11 protein-coding genes, 3 pseudogenes and 1 other annotated feature are annotated in these 17,831 nt (G+C 42.1%); of the genes and pseudogenes, 11 read left to right on the top strand and 3 right to left on the bottom strand.

What is annotated here, in order from left to right:
* Nucleotides 1-7 precede the first annotated feature (7 nt).
* Nucleotides 8-1,711, top strand: coding sequence for a single-stranded-DNA-specific exonuclease RecJ (recJ, locus tag ACEO2X_RS04250; protein ID WP_180043489.1), 1,704 nt, complete (start codon nt 8-10; stop codon nt 1,709-1,711).
* Nucleotides 1,712-1,769: 58 nt separating this feature from the next.
* Here recJ and ACEO2X_RS04245 read toward each other — a convergent pair whose 3' ends face one another.
* Together ACEO2X_RS04245 and ACEO2X_RS04240 are read right to left on the bottom strand one after the other, a co-directional pair.
* A complete protein-coding gene (locus tag ACEO2X_RS04245) occupies nt 1,770-2,525 on the bottom strand; it encodes a putative porin (protein WP_371971122.1) in 756 nt (251 codons plus the stop codon).
* 173 nt (nt 2,526-2,698) lie between these two features.
* A complete protein-coding gene (locus ACEO2X_RS04240; protein ID WP_371971121.1) occupies nt 2,699-3,484 on the bottom strand; it encodes a putative porin in 786 nt (261 codons plus the stop codon).
* 576 nt (nt 3,485-4,060) lie between these two features.
* On the opposite strand from ACEO2X_RS04240, the gene prfB reads away from it, so the two are divergent.
* The 5 genes from prfB (at nt 4,061) to ACEO2X_RS04215 (ending at nt 8,794) form a co-directional block, all read left to right on the top strand.
* Nucleotides 4,061-5,156, top strand: a protein-coding gene (gene prfB / locus ACEO2X_RS04235) for a peptide chain release factor 2 (RefSeq protein ID WP_179994026.1) whose coding sequence is annotated in 2 segments (ribosomal slippage) — nt 4,061-4,132 and nt 4,134-5,156 — 1,095 coding nt in all. Because the reading frame shifts where the segments join, the coding sequence is not laid out codon by codon here.
* Between the two features lie 157 nt (nt 5,157-5,313).
* On the top strand, nt 5,314-5,613 hold the full coding sequence (locus ACEO2X_RS04230; protein WP_019837093.1) for a helix-turn-helix transcriptional regulator: 300 nt from the start codon (nt 5,314-5,316) through the stop codon (nt 5,611-5,613).
* 20 nt (nt 5,614-5,633) lie between these two features.
* Nucleotides 5,634-6,713 carry an alkene reductase gene (locus ACEO2X_RS04225; RefSeq protein ID WP_096901672.1) on the top strand — a complete coding sequence of 360 codons (1,080 nt, stop codon included), beginning with the start codon at nt 5,634-5,636 and terminating at the stop codon, nt 6,711-6,713.
* Nucleotides 6,714-6,797: 84 nt separating this feature from the next.
* Complete coding sequence (locus ACEO2X_RS04220) at nt 6,798-8,078, top strand: 3-deoxy-D-manno-octulosonic acid transferase (protein ID WP_371971120.1); 1,281 nt, start codon at nt 6,798-6,800, stop codon at nt 8,076-8,078.
* 2 nt (nt 8,079-8,080) lie between these two features.
* Nucleotides 8,081-8,794: a 16S rRNA (uracil(1498)-N(3))-methyltransferase gene (locus ACEO2X_RS04215; RefSeq protein WP_371971119.1), complete on the top strand. Its 714-nt coding sequence runs from the start codon at nt 8,081-8,083 to the stop codon at nt 8,792-8,794.
* Here ACEO2X_RS04215 and ACEO2X_RS04210 read toward each other — a convergent pair.
* Entirely contained in the window at nt 8,768-9,754 is a 987-nt protein-coding gene (locus tag ACEO2X_RS04210) for a mechanosensitive ion channel family protein (protein WP_317089754.1), read from the bottom strand. The two genes, ACEO2X_RS04215 and ACEO2X_RS04210, sit on opposite strands and share 27 nt — an antisense overlap.
* Before the next feature lie 469 nt (nt 9,755-10,223).
* Between ACEO2X_RS04210 and acs the strand changes: the two genes are divergently transcribed.
* The 5 genes and pseudogenes from acs to cas3f form a co-directional block, all read left to right on the top strand.
* Complete coding sequence (gene acs / locus ACEO2X_RS04205; protein WP_371971118.1) at nt 10,224-12,167, top strand: acetate--CoA ligase; 1,944 nt, start codon at nt 10,224-10,226, stop codon at nt 12,165-12,167.
* Between the two features lie 192 nt (nt 12,168-12,359).
* Nucleotides 12,360-13,820, top strand: a pseudogene (locus tag ACEO2X_RS04200) (DUF3375 domain-containing protein).
* Between the two features lie 10 nt (nt 13,821-13,830).
* Nucleotides 13,831-14,538 (top strand): DUF4194 domain-containing protein, encoded by a 708-nt coding sequence (locus ACEO2X_RS04195; protein ID WP_371971117.1) that lies wholly within the window; start codon nt 13,831-13,833, stop codon nt 14,536-14,538.
* Nucleotides 14,513-15,746: pseudogene (locus ACEO2X_RS04190) on the top strand (IS3 family transposase). The gene ACEO2X_RS04195 and the pseudogene ACEO2X_RS04190 overlap by 26 nt, the downstream one beginning before the upstream one ends.
* Nucleotides 14,788-14,904, top strand: a sequence feature (AL1L pseudoknot). (Overlaps the previous pseudogene by 117 nt.)
* A 36-nt stretch (nt 15,747-15,782) precedes the next feature.
* Nucleotides 15,783-17,818, top strand: a pseudogene (gene cas3f, locus ACEO2X_RS04185) (type I-F CRISPR-associated helicase Cas3f); the annotation flags it as partial.
* Between the last annotated feature and the right edge of the window lie 13 nt (nt 17,819-17,831).

Here is a 17,831-nt window from a genome sequence, read left to right as displayed (position 1 = left end):
GGAAACTATGTCAAAAATTTTAATAAAACAAAGACCTTTGCTTACACGCCCTGAAAACTTTCAGGGCGTCTCTACATTTGTTGCCCAAATTTTAGCGCGCCGTGGCGTTGCCTCTGAGCAGGAGCTGGAACTTAAACTGAAGCACTTGCTTGCTCCAAGCATGAAAGGTCTACCAGAAGCAATTCAGCTGATGGATCAGGCGATTGATCAGCAGAAAAAAATTGTAATTGTGGGCGATTACGATGCCGATGGCGCGACCAGTACCACACTCATGATTTTGGCATTGCGCGAAATGGGCGCACACGTGCAGTATTTAGTACCTGACCGTTTTAAATATGGTTATGGCTTAACCCCCGCCATTGCCGATTTGGCTTTTGAGCGTTATGCACCTGATTTATTAATTACGGTAGATAACGGCATTTCCAGTCATGCAGGTGTGGAGCGTGCGCAAGCTTTGGGGATGCAGGTCATCATCACCGATCACCACCTCACTACAAAAGCCACTCCAAATGCAGAGGCTGTGGTGAATCCGAATCAATTGGGTTGTGATTTTCCAAGTAAAGCTTTGGCAGGTGTGGGCGTGGCATTTTATGTGTTGGCGAACTTATCCAGTCAGCGTAAAAAACAGGGTAAATCTGCTGCAAATTTAACGCAATATTTAGATTTGGTGGCCTTGGGCACCTATGCCGATGTCGCTAGTCTGGATTATAACAACCGTATTTTGGTGGATGCAGGCTTAAAACGGATACAGCAGAATTTATGTCGTCCTGGGATTAGCGCATTGCTGGATTTGGCAGGACGTGAACCCGCACAGCTTAAAGCGCAGGATTTGGGTTTTGTCTTGGGGCCACGCATTAATGCTGCAGGGCGCATGGAAACCATGGACATTGGAATCGAGTGTTTACTGTCGGCGGATATGCAAAGTGCCTATGCTTTGGCGCGTCAGTTAAACAGTTTGAATCAGGAACGCCGTCAGGTTGAAGGGCAAATTAAACAGGATGCGCTGGCAGAGTTGGAAAAGCTGCAGTTAGATCAAAGCGATTTACCGCATGCCTTGATCATGTTTGAAGAACATTGGCACCAAGGTGTAATTGGAATTGTTGCAGGACGCTTAAAGGAACAGTTTCATCGCCCTGCGATTGTATTTGCTGCCGATGAAGATGGTGAGCATATTAAAGGCTCTGCCCGTTCAATTGAAGGGGTTCACATACGTGACACCATTGAATTGGTCGCAGAGCAATATCCATATTTGGTCAGTCATTTTGGTGGGCATGCGGCTGCGGCAGGTTTGACCATTAAAAAGGCGCACTTTGCAGAATTTAAACAGGTCTTTGAACAGATCATTGCGCAAATGGATGCGGATTTATTTCATGCTGTGCTATGGACAGATGGTGAATTGCCGCAAGAAGCTTTTGATTTACACACGGTAGATTTATTGCAGCATTTAGCACCGTGGGGACAAAAGTTTCCGCAGCCTGTGTTTGAGGGACGGTTTAAAGTGGTTGATTTTAGATGGTTGAAGGACAGTCATTTAAAATTGCGTTTGGCATTGGACAATGGGCAAGTGGTTGATGCGATTGCGTTTGGTGCCAAAGACAAATTTGAATTTAACCCGATGCGGGATGATGTGCGTTTGGTTTATGAGTTAGAGCGCAATGTGTTTAATGGCAATGTGAGTTTGCAGTTGCAGATTGTGCATTTGGAGCAGTAATCCAAATAAAAAAATCCGCTCAAATTTGAGCGGATTTTTTTGCTTTTAATGTAAGGGATTAGAAGCGATAAGCAGCACGAAGACCGAAGACATTTGCATTTTCTTCAAAGTCAATAGAGCCTTCTAGGCTGACTTGTTGATTGAAGAATTTTTTAGCACGAATTTGGAAGGTATCATCTTCACCGTCATCGGTATAACCGAGGCCAATGCTAAATGTTTTGTCTAGATATAGATCTGTACCTAGAGTGAACATTTCATCATCAGCAAAAACAACGCCACCTTCAAAGTTCATGTCGTATGCACCGACTTGAGTAACATATTTAGCGCGTAATGTTGCATCAGAATCATCAGTATCATCGTTATCATAACCAGCAATACCCGCTGCAATGAGTAAACCTGAAACTGGAAGGTAACCTACCTCAGCTGTATAACTTGTTGTGTCAAAATCCTCAAAACCATCTTCTTCAATTGTTGATTGACCAATGCTAGCACTTACATAGAAGTCTGTATTTGGAACAAAATATTCAACACCGATACCAAAAGAAGTACTCTCAGCTACATCAAAATCAATATAACTAATCTCAGCATTAACGTTGCTTGCACGATTTAAAAACGCAGCTTCATTTAATGGTGAGTTCTTCACTTGAACTGGATTAAAGTAAAAAGTCCCATCAAGCGCAAAACCTGTAGAAGTATCTGCATTTTCATAATCAGGATCAATCACTAAAAGTGATCCACCAATTTCAGCTTGATACGCATGAGCAGTACTTAAACCAGCAAGAAGAGCAGTTGCAAGCGCGAGTTTTTTAAACATTATTGAGATTCCCTCTGTTGTAGAAATATGACTGTTTTGTTACAGTTGTTGCTGATTGTACGGAAAATAAACATACAGTCAATGCACTATTTCTACCTAACTGCTTTATTTTGAGGCATAAAAAAGCACCCTTCCGAAGAAGAGTGCTGTTTGAGTATGTAATGAAGCGAAGCTTAGAAGCGATATTTCGCAGCGATACCAAAACTGTTGTAGTCAGCATTACCAGCTTCACCAAAGCCTACACGACCTTCTAGGCTCACTTGTGGGGTAAAGAATTTACGTGCATTGATACCAAACTCATTGCTATCGCGAAGATCATTGTCGTAGTAATCGACACCAATGCTTAGGGTTTTATCAATGTAGTAGTCTGCAGCAAGATTGTATTCATCGAGATCACCAAAAGCAGCACCTGCTTCAAGGTTGATGTCTTTACCATTTGAAAGTGTCGTTACGTATTTGGCACGTAAAGTCGGGTCTACGCCATCATCATGGTCATCGTCATAGCCTTTAAGACCTGCGGCAATTAGCAAGCCTGGTGCTGGTAAATAACCGACTTCTGCATGATAAGTCGTAAGATCATCTTTAAACTTTACAGCACCTATTTTTTCTTCAAATTCATGTTGTGCAACACCAGCACCTACATAAAAGTCAGAATTCGGTACGAATACTTCTACACTAGCACCGTAAGTATTGCTGTCGATATTATCACGGTCTGCAAAAGTTGCATATGCACCAATATTGCTTGCACGATCAAGATAAGCCGCTTCAGCCAAAGGCGCATTACGGGTTTGTACAGGGTTAAAGTAATAAGTACCATCTACACCAAAAGCGTTGCCTGAACTACCGTTGTCTGGATCGACATAAGCTGCTGATGCACCAATTTCAGCTTGGTATGCGTTCGCAGTACCAGTGATAGCCAAAGCTGAAAGTAGGGCTGATGCGATTGCTAATTTTTTCATGGAAAGTACCCCTCTGAAATCTGGTTAACAGTTAAATTTTTTGTTACAACTTTCAGTCTAGGCGAAAAAAAATCAGCGTCAATCACAGGAAAGTTACCGCATTGTTTCAAGCGTAAATTTGTGTAATATTTTGAGTTTAAGTGATTGAAATAAAAATGAAATAATTAAATGTTTTGTTTTATTAAAACTATGTGTATTTTGTGAATTTTACTAAAGTTGATCATTAAATCATCAAACTTGTTTCATCTTTGTTTTATTTTGGCGGGTTGAAGCAATTACCATACACCACTTTTTAAGCATGTTTTCAGCTGAATGTGTCAGGCAAAAAATCAGGGAGATAGATCAGCCATTTAGATAAACATCAGTGTTAATCGAGCATGCTGTTTTTTTAGATTGGATATCATCAGGCTTTCGTTTTAAAAAGTTTAAAGCGATCTTTATTTTTAACCACATTTAGCATTCAACCTATAAAAGCTGAAAAGTTATGCTGGAATTTACAGCAGGGTAGAAATGCCAGAACAGGTCTGTGCTACAATTATTGGCTATTGAGCTTTATTGTTAATTGAGAGAATTTACGTGGAAATTAATCCTTATCTAAACCAATTAAAAGACTTGAGCGAACGTGGTCAAACACTACGGGGGTATCTTTGACTACGATCTGAAAAAAGAGCGTTTAGAAGAGGTTCTCCGCGAGTTAGAAGATCCTGCAATCTGGAATGATCAAAGTCGTGCGCAAGCCATGGCCAAAGAAAAGGGCGAGCTTGAAAACGTGATTCATGTCCTAGAAGGTTTGGCGACCCAGTTAGAAGATGCCCAAGCCATGCTGGATTTAGCCGTTGAAGCCGATGATGAAGATTTATTGGTGGATGTGCAGTCTGAATTGACTTCTGCAGAAGAAGAACTGGCGAAGCTTGAATTCCGCCGTATGTTCAGTAATCCAATGGATCCAAACCCATGCTATGTCGAAATTCAGGCGGGTTCGGGTGGTACAGAAGCGCAAGACTGGGCATCGATGCTGTTGCGTATGTATATGCGCTGGATTGAACGTCACGGCTTTAAAGCAGAATTGATGGAAGAATCGGATGGTGATGTGGCAGGGATTAAATCTGCGACCATTCGCGTTGAAGGCGAATATGCCTATGGTTGGTTGCGTACCGAATCGGGTGTGCATCGTTTAGTGCGTAAATCGCCATTTGACTCAGGTAACCGTCGTCATACGTCATTTTCTGCAGTGTTCGTTTCACCAGAAGTGGATGACAATATTGAAATTGATATTAACCCTGCCGATGTCCGTACCGATACTTATCGTGCGTCAGGTGCAGGTGGTCAGCACATTAACAAAACTGACTCTGCGGTACGTTTAACCCACGCACCTACAGGTATTGTGGTGGCTTGTCAGAACCAACGTTCGCAACACGCCAACCGTGACCATGCGTGGAAACAGTTACGTGCTAAGTTGTATGAACTGGAAATGAGTAAACGTAATGAGGCGGCTCAAGCTTTAGAAGACTCGAAGTCTGATATTGGTTGGGGCAGCCAAATTCGTTCTTATGTATTGGATGACTCGCGGATTAAAGACTTGCGTACAGGCGTGGAAACTTCAAATACAGGTGCAGTTTTAGATGGTGATTTAGATAAGTTTATTGAAGCCAGTTTAAAACAGGGTCTATAAGTTAGGGTCTGTAAGATCATAATGAGCCTGCCCAATTCAGTTGAGTTGCTTAAAAATTTATATAAATCGTAAAAAAACGATATTAATATCGAAAAAATACGATATATTAAAAGCAGCTGCTGAATTGGGCTTATATTTACGAATATGTGTCTGAATGATGGATGTCGATTTAATCTTTAAAGCCTTAGCCAATCCTACCCGTCGGCAAATTTTAGAATGGTTAAAAGCACCAGAACAATTTTTGTCGGTAGATGAGTGTGGCGACTTTAAGCGTGGCGTATGTGCAGGACACATTGAGCGTTTGGGCAACGTGTCGCAATCGACCATGTCAAATCATTTATCGGTACTGCAACAGGCAGGTCTTATTCGTGCAGAAAAATATGGACAATGGTCGTATTTTTCTCGTAATGAAGCACTCATTCAGCAATATGTCGAATATTTAAAACACTCACTTTAACTGTGAGATTAGAGGCAAAAATGGCTGAATTAGACTCTCCTTTAGTTTTGGGTGATCTGCATCTAAAAAACCGTGTGGTGATGGCACCTTTAACCCGTAGCCGCGCCAGCGATGACCGTGTTCCAACGCCAATGATGGCAGAATATTATGCACAGCGTGCCAGTGCAGGTTTGATTCTTTCAGAAGCGACCGTAATTTCTGAAGAAGCCAATGGTTATTTAAATACCCCAGGATTGTTTACCGATGCTCAAGTGCAGGGTTGGAAACTCGTTACCGATGCCGTGCATGCCAAAGGTGGTTTGATTGTGGCGCAACTGTGGCATGTAGGTCGTGTTTCACATCCAGATTTACTCAATGGTGCAACACCAGTATCGGCAAGTGCGGTACAACAAGCAGGTTATGTCAGTTTGTTGCGTCCTAAACGTGAATATGTGTTGCCACGTGCCTTAGAAATTGCAGAAATCCACACCATTACCGAGCAATATAAACAAGCCGCCATCCGTGCCAAAGAAGCAGGATTTGATGGGGTAGAGTTGCATGCAGCCAATGGTTATTTGATTGATCAATTCCTGCAAAGCAAAACCAACCAACGTGACGATGAATACGGTGGTTCGGTTGAAAATCGTGCGCGTTTCTTGTTAGAAGTGATGGACGCCTTAATTGAAGTCTGGGGCGCAGGTCGAGTCGGTGTGCATTTAGCACCACGTGGCGATGAGCACGACATGGGAGATGATGATCCACGTGAAACCTTTGGCTATGTCATGCAGCAATTGGGGCAGCGTAAAATCGCCTTTTTCTTTACCCGCGAATATTTAGCCGAAGACAGCATTTCCCAAGAAATGAAAGTACGTTCAGGCGGTGTGCCATATATCGCGAACATGCGTTTAAGTCGTGCTGATGCCGTGGAATTATTGGCTTCGGGCAAGGCCGATGCGGTGTCATTTGGTAAGGCGTATATTGCCAATCCAGACTTGTATGAGCGTTTATTGGCAGATGTACCTTTAAACGAACTCAAGCTGGAAAACATGATTGGTACAGCCGTTGCAGAAGGCTATATCGATTATCCAACTTTGGCGGAAACACAACACGCTGTAGAATAAAAGCCAGTATAGCGCCACATGCAATTAACATGCGCGTGTGGCTCTGTTATATTTTGCCGATAATCTTTCTTTGGGGCGCATCTTTTGGCTACTCCATTTTGGTATAACGCAGCCTTGGCGCTGTTAAAACCGATTTATCAGTCACGTATTCGTAAACGTGCCGAACATCCTGAGCAATTACAACAAGAACTGCTTGAGCGTTTTGGCCCATTTCAGCCCGCTAAAAATTTACATGCCATTTGGTTTCATGTGGTGTCGGTGGGAGAAACCAATGCCGCGCAACCTCTAATTGAACATTATTTAAAAGTGGGACATCCCGTTTTAGTCACCAATACCACCAAAACAGGGCAGGCACGCGCCAAATCATTATTTTTAAAAGCACCGTATTTAGATTTATTTCAAGCTGTGTATTTACCTGCCGATCAGGTACATTTAATTCGTGAGTTTTATCAGAAATATCAGCCTAAATTATTGGCACTGGTCGAAACAGAATTGTGGCCTAATTTGATTGATCAGGCGCAGCATTTTCAAGTCCCGTGTTTGTTGATTAATGCGCGGCTTTCGGAAAAATCGGCCAAAGGTTATGCCAAAGTTAAAGGATTAACTCGCGGCATGTTGCAAAAATTGCAGCAACTTTTGGCGCAAGACCCTGCCACACAGCAGCGTTTTATTGCATTGGGGATGCCTGCCGAGCGTACAAAAGTGGTGGGTAATATTAAATTTGATATTACTGCACCAGAAGATTTTGTAGAGCAAGCCGCGCAGTTGCAACAGACATGGCAATTGGTACATCGCAAAATTATTACCCTTGCCAGTACCCATGCGCCTGAAGAACAGCAATTATTGACTGCACTGAAACCTTATTTCGCACAGCATCCTGAACTGTTATGTATTGTTGTGCCGCGCCATCCAGAGCGTTTTGATGAAGTGGCTATGCAGGTACAAAAACTGCAACTTAATATGCAGCGCCGTAGCTTGGCTGAAGCGATTCAACCTGAAACACAAGTGTATTTAGCCGATAGCATGGGTGAAATGTGGTTGTGGTACGCCTTAAGTCAGGCCTGTTATGTCGGTGGTTCGCTGAATGAACCTGGCGGTGGGCATAATATTTTAGAGCCTTTGGCCTTAAATGTCGCCACGGTATTGGGCAAAAATTATTTTAACTTCCAAAGTATTGTGGATGAGTTTGTTGCAGCAGAAGCCGTGTATGTGGTCGAAAATGCTGAACAAGCTGTAAATACGTTAACGCAATTGTTGTTTGAACCTGCGTTACGTGCACAGCTGAATCAAAATGCTCAAGTGATTATGTATAAAAATCGTGGCTCTTTAACTGAGCATATTCACGTGATTAATCAGTATCTTTAAATATGAATATCGTTTTGCTTGACCCTCGGCAGACCACAAATGAAGTGTGGTCTATTAGCGCCCAGCGCCAAGTGCAGCATTTACACACGCATGTCGGTGTACAAGTCGGTGACAGCTTAAAAGTCGGGATTCGCGGTGGCAAGCGTTATTTGACCGAAGTGGTGGACGTTAGTGAGCAGCGGATTCAAGTCAAAGCCCTGTATGAAGAAGCTGTACCGAAAAAACTGCCTGTGACCCTGATTGTGGCTTTACCACGCCCTAAAGTATTACGTCGTTTAATTATGGATAGCGTGACGCTAGGTGTGGATAAAATTATTTTACTGCACAGCTATCGGGTTGATAAAAGCTATTGGCAAACGCCTTTTTTACAGCAGTTGGATCAATATGTGACGTTGGGTTTGGAGCAAGCAGGCGATACCATTGCACCAGAGATCCAACTTTATAAACGCTTTAAACCCTTTGTGGAAGATGTTTTACCCAGTTTGATTTCTGCCGATTGTCCTGCTTATGTGGCGCATCCTTATACCGATCAAGTTATGCCACATGCCATTCAACATCCATGCAGTATTGTGATTGGCCCAGAAGGTGGATTTATTCCCTACGAAATTGATTTACTCGAAAAAAACGGCTGCCAAGCGCGACATTTGGGCAACCGTATTATTCGTACCGAAACTGTGATTGCTTATGTTTTAGGGCGTTTGTTTAGCGCGGGCTGAATCATCTTCATTGACTGCTGCATCACCACGATAAACTTTCACTTCCTGCACAGGATAAGGAATCGAAATGTGATGTTCGGCAAACGCGGCAATCACTCGTTCCTGCACTTCACTGATGGATGCTGAGGTGGTGGTTTCGGTGGTATTTACCCACCAACGCACATTTAAATTAATCGAAAAATCGGCCAAGGCAGTGACATTGACGCTAAATGCAGGCTGGCTCAAGATTTTGATGTCACGGTCTAAAATGGCCAAAATAATATCTTTGGCTTTTTGCACGTCATCTTCATAACCAATACCGACCACAAACTCGCAACGACGACGGGTATAAGCCGTATTGACCGTTACGGCACTGGTATACACCGTAGCATTTGGAATCACGATTCGACGCCCATCGGGAGAGCGCAGGAAGGTGGCACGAATCTGAATATCTTCTACCGTACCTTCCATATTATTCACGATGATGTCATCACCAATTTTAAATGGTTCTCCAATCAAAATCAGTACACCCGATAATAAATTCTGGAAAATATCTTTAAAAGCAAAACCAATTGCCACGGAGCCTAGACCTAAAGCACTCATCAGTTGGCTTGGGGTAAAACCTGGAATTGCAATCACCATCGCAATTAGAAAACCAAAGAAAATAATTGCAGAGCTACCGACCCGATTCAGCACCAAAACCAAATTTTGTCGGGTATAGGAACGATTGTTTAGGGTCTTGCGGACAAACCATTTAAACACACGGGCAAGCAGCCAAAACAGAATCAGCACCACGGCTGCAATCATTAAATACGGCACACGCTCCCAAAATCCTTCCATAATTTTGTCGATGGTGGAGTAGGCGTCATTGTACTTGGCCGTATGATTGATCACGGTTTGCGTGGTTTTTTCAGTGGCTTCCTGCAACAGCTGGCTGGTGTTTTCAGAAACTTCACTGAGTGAGGGTTTGGATTCTGCCACGATAATTCCGAATTCAAAATGAAGTGACTATTTTGCCTGAAAAACTCAATTTGGTTAATGAAGCAATGCTTACTTGCGAGTATTTTAGACAACTTGGAGAGAAGTGATGAGCGTACTATTTTTTGGCGCTTAAAATGCTAGTTGTATGTGGTTTTATCTGTAAGACAGGGTCGTTGGCATGGATGATTGGCTGCGTAAAAAAATGTTAATACTCGCGATTATTGGACGATATTTTCTTTAAAAATAATGCAATGCGCAGTACAGTGGAATGTAAACCTGAAAAGTATGAATGCAAGGACATGGCATTCGATCAACGATTTGGCATGCTCTTGTTTGTATAAAATTTATGCGACTAAAGCCGAATGGTGAGCCATAAAAAAGAAAGTTCATACTGTAAATGTGCAGAAATAATAATCAATAACGTGGCATACATCTCGTGAGAGATGCAAGAACATCAAGGAAGTAGCAGATGAAAGACGTATATCCTGTTCCAGATGAATTTAAAAAGACTGCCCGCACCACTGAGGCAGAATATTTTCAACGCTATCAACAATCTATAGATGACCCTGATACTTATTGGGCAGAGCAAGCCCAACGCTTAGATTGGATTAAACCTTTTACTCAAGTCAAAAATACCAACTTTGACCCCGAGCATTTTAAAATTGAATGGTTTGCCGATGGGCAACTGAATGTCAGTGCCAATTGCTTAGACCGTCATTTAAAAGAACATCCGCATAAACCTGCAATTATTTGGGAAGGAGATCATCCATCTCGGCATAAAGTGGTTTCTTTTGCTTCTTTGCATGATGAGACCTGTCGTTTTGCCAACGTGCTGAAAAAGAACGGGGTGCAAAAAGGTGATCGGGTGGTGCTGTACATGCCAATGGTTTCCGAAGCTGCGATTGCCATGCTGGCCTGTGCACGAATTGGTGCAGTGCATTGTGTGGTTTTTGGTGGTTTTTCTCCCGATGCTTTGGCTAGCCGAATTGAAGACTGTCAGGCCAAGCTGATTGTTACTGCAGACTCGACCATGCGTGGTGGCAAGCCAATTTATTTAAAAGCCAATGTTGATGCTGCCTTAAACGTAGCAGGTACCGACTGTGTGCAAAATGTGATTGTGGTGCATCGTACAGGGAATCCGATTGAGATGCTGCCTGAACGCGACTTGTGGTATCACATGGAAATTATGTCGGTGAATGACATCTGCCCACCTGAGCCGATGAATGCCGAAGATCCACTATTTATTTTATATACCTCGGGTTCGACTGGAAAACCCAAAGGTGTTTTGCATACCACAGGCGGTTATTTGACCTATGTGAATAGCACGTTCCGAGAAGTCTTTGACCTGAAACGGGATGATGTGTTTTGGTGTACCGCAGATGTAGGCTGGATTACAGGGCATTCTTATGTCTTATACGGGCCATTGTCGAATGGTACATCTACCGTGATGTTTGAAGGGGTGCCGAACTATCCAAGCTGGGCGCGCACAGGGCATATTGTTGATAAACACAACATCACCATTTTATATACCGCGCCGACTGCCATTCGCGCCATGATGCGAGAGGGAGATCGTTTTGTACGTGAAAGTGACCGCAGCAGCTTGCGTTTACTTGGTTCAGTCGGTGAGCCAATTAATCCTGAAGCATGGAACTGGTATTACAACGTAGTAGGTGAAGGACGTTGCCCAATTGTAGATACATGGTGGCAAACCGAAACAGGGGGCATATTAATTTCAGCATTGCCAGGTGCAACGCCACTGAAACCCGGTTCGGCGACGCGCCCTTTATTTGGGGTACAACCCGCAATTGTCGATGCCGAAGGTAATGAACTGGAAGGCGCGACCGAAGGCAATTTAATTATGAAAGATTCATGGCCAGGGCAAATGCGCGGTATTTGGGGCGACCCTGCACGTTTTATTGAAGCGTATTTTTCGACCTATCCGGGTGCGTATTTTACAGGAGATGGTGCACGCCGTGATGAAGATGGCTATTACTGGATTACAGGGCGTGTGGATGATGTCTTGAATATTTCGGGGCACCGTTTAGGTACCGCAGAAATTGAAAGTGCCTTGGTGGCACATGAAGCTGTGGCTGAAGCGGCAGTGGTGGGTATGCCCCATGAGATTAAAGGACAGGGGATTTGCACCTTTGTAACCTTGCAAGTTGGTACACCTGAGTCAGAGGAGTTGCGTGAAGAATTAGTCAATTGGGTTCGCAAAATTTTGGGGCCTGTGGCAACGCCTGATGCGCTGCATTGGGCACCTGCTTTACCTAAAACCCGCTCAGGTAAAATCATGCGCCGTATTTTGCGGAAAATTGCAGCGAATGAATTGGATAGTTTAGGAGATACTTCGACTTTGGCTGAGCCGCAAGTGGTGGAGCATTTGATTGCAACGGTGTATGGGGAGAGGTAGGTTAAGGTTGCTGTCACTGTACACAAAGAAGTTAGATAAGGTTTGTTTTTTATTTTTTTCGATGAAGTAAGGTGATTGTTTATATCATCTTACTTTATGCGACAACTCGTGTCGTCTTGCTTGGTAATTTGCTTGGGTGATTAAAAAATAACTGTAGAATAAATAACCATCATACAGATGATGTGGAATGGCATGAATATTCTAGGGTTACAGGCCAAGTATCGGCGTTTATATCATGAAAACTCAATTTGAAAATTATTAAGAGCAGATAACGCACCACATATTTTAGCGTTCATTGTTGACTTATTTGCAGAACAAAATGAAGTCCCTTATGGCCGTGCAAGAAATGTCTTGGATGAGTTGATTAAATCTAGTCGTGAGCAGGGTATTTGGCAGACAGAAAATAATGCAGCGCATTATTTAAATCATTGGATTCATTCAGGCTGGCTCAGAGAAATAGATGGCAAGCTGAGTAAAACGGATATTAGCGAAACCGTATTACGTTTTTGTCAGGGCTTGGATGAGCGAGCAACCCATACCACAGCATCACATTTAAGAATTGTGCAGGATGCGGTTCGTGATTTTGTGGTCGCATTGAGTGAAAATATTGAAGAACGAGTGGAGTTGCTCGAACAAAAAAAATTAGTGATTCAAAATGAAATAGATGCTTTGTTGGCGGGTGTTGTTACACAATTAGAAGAATCAGAACAAAAAGAAAGAATACGAGAAATTTATCAACTTGCTTCCATTCTTACAGGCGATTTTAGACGGGTCGAAGATGAGATTCGTCTACGAGATAAAGAGTTGCGTCTAGATATGATTAGTGGTGCTTATTCACGTGGAGAAGTATTGCTGAGCTTAATGGAAAAAGAGCAGTTGCTTGCCCAAAGTGATGCAGGCAGTGCTTTTGATGGGTTTTGTCAATTACTTCAGGATCAAGATCGTTCTACTGAGTTTAGAGAGCAGTTACGCAGTATTTTGAATCATCCTATTGCACAACAATTAAGCGAATCTCAACGTAAATATTTAGGTCAGTTAATGCGTGAATTAGGACGCGAAAGTAGCCGAGTTTTCCAAGTCCGACGTCGTACAGAAGAAGGTTTGAGAGCTTATATTGAAAGTGGTGCAGCATTGGAAAACCGTTTGATTGATCAGTTGTTGTCGGAATTAGAAAAAAATGCAGTGGCATTGTTAGAATCGGAGTGTGATTTAAAAACAGAAGTACAAGTGGATTTAGCCGTGGGTTCCATCCAGCTGAATTCGCCTGAAAGTCTTGCTTTAAAAAGTCCCACAGAACATATGGATACACGTGAGGTCGAAGAGCAACAAAACAAGACTGAACCTAGTGATCAGATGCTGAAGTACTTAGACAATGTACGGGTTCGTGCTGTTGCTGAAAAAGTATATCAAACGCTCGCACAGAAAGGGGTGATGAGTATTGCCCACTTAACACATGAACATCCTTTACAAGCGGGGCTTGAAGAACTTGTTGCTTATTTGCGTATAGCAAAAGCCATTAAAGCACCACAAATGCAGCATACCGAGCAAGTTGAACTTAAGGATCGTTCAGGTGTGCATTTGCAGGCCAGTATTCCAGTGTATTACTTGAGTGCAGATTTATTTCCCAAAAATATAGATGAGCTGGCACTTTAAGGAGATCGAGATGCAATCAGAAAATAAGATACAACAGCATGACAACTTCTTTGAAATGGTACGCAGACCATCTTCAAATTCAGAGAAAAATATAGAAATCCAAGCTAATCAGCCTGTAGAAGATTCGTTTCCTACAACTGGGGCAGAGGAACAACATGCAGATAATCAAACAGAGATGGAGCATGCTCAGGATCGTGATACAGATGCGCTTATGCCACATGCAGCCCGACGCGTATTGGTCTATCTCATGCGTCAAGGGGTTATTCTTGCAGCAGAAAACTTAAAACTTTTTGATTTATTGTGCCGATATGAAGCGGAAATTCGTAGACATTTGGCAGAGGTTTATATCCAGTTGGTTTTGGATGCCAAGAAAGGTGTAGCTTATATCATCAATCTCGAAAGTATTGAGGATGAACAGGAAGATGAGAACCAGCCTTTAGATGATTTTCCTGTACTGATACGAAAACGAACTTTGACTGTATATGACACCTTAATTTTACTTATTTTGCGGAAGTATTATCAGGAGCGGGAAACTGCGGGTGAGCAAAAAATTATTATTGATGTTGAGCGAATCCAGAGCAGTTTAATTCCATTTATTCCTTTAACGAATCATGACAGCAAAGATCGTAAAAAGCTAAAAGTTGAACCGTACCGGGTTTGTCGGAGACCAACTTTCTTGAGAGAATGTTCCAATGACAAAACCAAAATATACCCCTGAAATCAGAGAAAGAGCGGTTCAATTATTGATTGAATCCGAAAAAGATTATCCTTCTACTTGGGCTGCAATCACAGCAATTGCTCCTAAGATAGGTTGTACTCCTGAAACACTACGTGTTTGGTATCAAAAATATTTAGATAAACAAAATCCAGTTAAAGTACAGCAGCTTTCAGACCAAGAACGTATCAAACAACTGGAACGCGAAAATAAAGAACTGCAACGTGCTAACGAAATTCTACGTAAAGCAGCCGCTTTTTTCGCCCAGGCGGAGCTCGACCGCCCACACAAATAATGGTGGATTTTATCCATAATAATAAAGAGCTGTACGGAGTCGAGGCGATTTGTAAGATTTTACCAATCGCGGCTTCTACCTATTATCGAACACTAGATCTCACAGTAAATCCAGAACATCGAGCGAAACGAGATTTACATGATGAGCATCATGCTGAACAAATTAAACGAATTTGGAAGGAAAGTTCAGGTCGATATGGTGTACGTAAAGTTTGGCAAAAACTGAAACGTGAAGGCTATATTATTGCGCGCTGTACAGTTGCTCGATTGATGCAAAAGCTAGGTATACAAGGTGTTTGGCGTGGGAAGAATAAACAAACCACCCGCAGCCGAGATGATCAAAAACGAGCAGATGATTTAGTGAAATGGAATTTTAGTGCTGATCGACCTGACCCTTGCGAAGCAATGCTTCTCAGGTCAGTGACTTTACGTATATTCAAACCAATTCTGGCTGGGTCTACACCGCCTTTATTATTGATGTGTTCTCGCGAGCAATTGTTGGATGGAAAGTATCAACACGGATGAATACAGATATGGTACTTGATGCACTGGAGCAAGCATTGCATGATCGAGGCATGCCAAAGAATGTGATTCATCATTCCGACAGAGGAGTGCAATATCTTTCCATTCGCTATACCAATCGTTTAGAAGCAGCAAATTTACGAGCATCAGTCGGTACAACGGGTGATTCATACGATAATGCTTTGGCTGAAACGGTGAATGGCTTATACAAAACAGAGGTGATTGAATATCTAAAAGCAGATTGGCAAGGTTTAGCGGATGTACAACTTGCGACACTAAACTGGGTAGATTGGTTCAATAAAAAGCGTGTACACAGTGCACTGGGTTATGTATCGCCTTTTGAGTTTGAAGCAATGTACTATGATAAGATTAAACCGTTAGGTCAAGTGGCCTAACTTAAATAAAAAGTCTCCGACAAACCCGGTACGGTTCAGCAAATCAATAAAATGCCAGATACTCCTTGCTTATTGCTGAATATTGCAGGAACGGGGAGTGGTAAAACCAGGATGATATATTAAGACCGAATGATCCACGCCTTGCCATTGCACTGAATCTGCGTTCATTAACATTACAGACTGGTGATGCACTTAAAAGTTCCATGAATCTGTCAGATGATGAAATTGCTGTGATTATTGGTGATCATGTCAGCCAAAAGTTATTTAATGAAAGTCGTGCAAATGCGTCTGTGGCTGATGAAGATGAAAATTTACCAGAACCTGTATTTGATGCTTATGCACAGGATCAAGACTTACCACAGTGGTTGCATCCTCTATTTACTAAAATAGTCAAAGGAAAAAGGGGAGTAGATAAAGTTGCTCAAAATGTTTTAGCCTCGCCTTTATTGGTATCCACGATTGATTATTTAATCGCGGCAGGCGAGCCACATCGACAAGGGCATCATGTTAAAGCATTGCTCAGAATTATGAGCAGTGACCTGATTTTAGATGAAATTGATGGTTATGAACCTAAATCATTAATCGCTGTATTGCGTTTAGTCCAATTGGCTGCAATGTATGGTCGTCATGTCATTTGTTCATCTGCAACGCTTTCAGCAACAGTCGCAGATAGCATTTACCGCGCTTTTGAATCAGGAGTCGAGCTTCGCGCAGCCTTATATAAGGAACCACAAAAATTTATTGCAGCGATTGCAGACAATGAATTGAAGCCTAAAATACTGGTACAAAAAAGCCATGAACCATCAGTATTTAATCAGGTTTATCAACAGCATTTAGATGAGTTGCAGCACGTTCTTACGGTTAAAGCAGAACAGCCATATCGTTTGGCACGTTTAGCCAGTATTGAAAATCCTTCTGTTGATCAATGGAAAAGGACGATTTTGGAGCAGACAGAAGCTCTACATCAACAACATCGATGGTCACTTAAAAAACAGGACAAAAAACTTTCATTTGGTTTAATCCGTGTGGCAAATATCAAACATGCTATTGATTTAGCAAAGCATTTATCAGGCCGACTACCACATGCACAGATTGCTTGTTACCATGCTCATGATTGGCTAATTTCACGATTCCACAAAGAAAAACGACTCGACTTTTTGCTCACGCGGCATAAAAATGGCACAAAACGCCCAACGGGAAATGAACATATTTATACGGATGAAGAGATATTAAATATCGTTCAGACCTCTAACGCTATAGATATTCCATTGATTGTGATTGCGACGCCTGTAGAAGAAGTTGGGCGCGATCATGATTTTGACTGGGCGATTATTGATGCTTCAAGTGTGCAGTCGATAGTTCAGACAGCAGGGCGTGTTAATCGACATCGCTTAAATATTGTGCAACATCCCAACATTGTAATTCCACAATTTAACTATAAATACTGTGCAAATAAAGATAGAACTCAGCCAAAAAAGCAGGCGGTATTTAATCGGCCTGGTTATGAAGGTTATGTGGACACCAAAAAACAATATAAATCGCAAGATTTATCGCAACTTTTGCCTTGGTCTAATAATGAACTGGTGGTTGATGCCAGACTTAGATTCAATGCCAATACCTGCGACTTTACAAAATATGATGATGAACAAATTCAAAAGTTTAATCAGGACTTTTTTGCTTCAGAAGGTGAACAACTCTTTTCTAATATTCAGGTGAATGCAGCTTTGCTAACGGAACAGTTATATAAAGATACATGTCTAAGAGATATGCAAAATCAGGAAGTATATAGCTTTGATGTTGAGGATGATGAATTATCTATTTATCAGCATTTTCCAGATTCCGTAGAACTGAATATTCAGACTGGAAAATATGAGCAAGCTGTTAAAAGTGTCACTTTTAATATTGAACCAGCTCCTGATAATGCTTGGTTGAGTTTATCACCTGCGCAACTCAAGGAGCTAACATTAGAGTATGGGCTTGCAGTGCAAGAGGGATGTAAGTTGTCTTTGTCTGTTTATAATGACCAAAGCCCGCAGTGGATATACCATCTTGGGTTCGGGGTTTATCACTGATCTGTTATTGATT

Source organism: Acinetobacter sp. AL9 (assembly GCF_041464035.1).
GTDB classification, from domain to species: Bacteria; Pseudomonadota; Gammaproteobacteria; order Pseudomonadales; family Moraxellaceae; genus Acinetobacter; species Acinetobacter towneri.
Note: the sequence above shows the minus strand (reverse complement) of the source record. Positions and strands in the feature narration are given on the sequence as shown.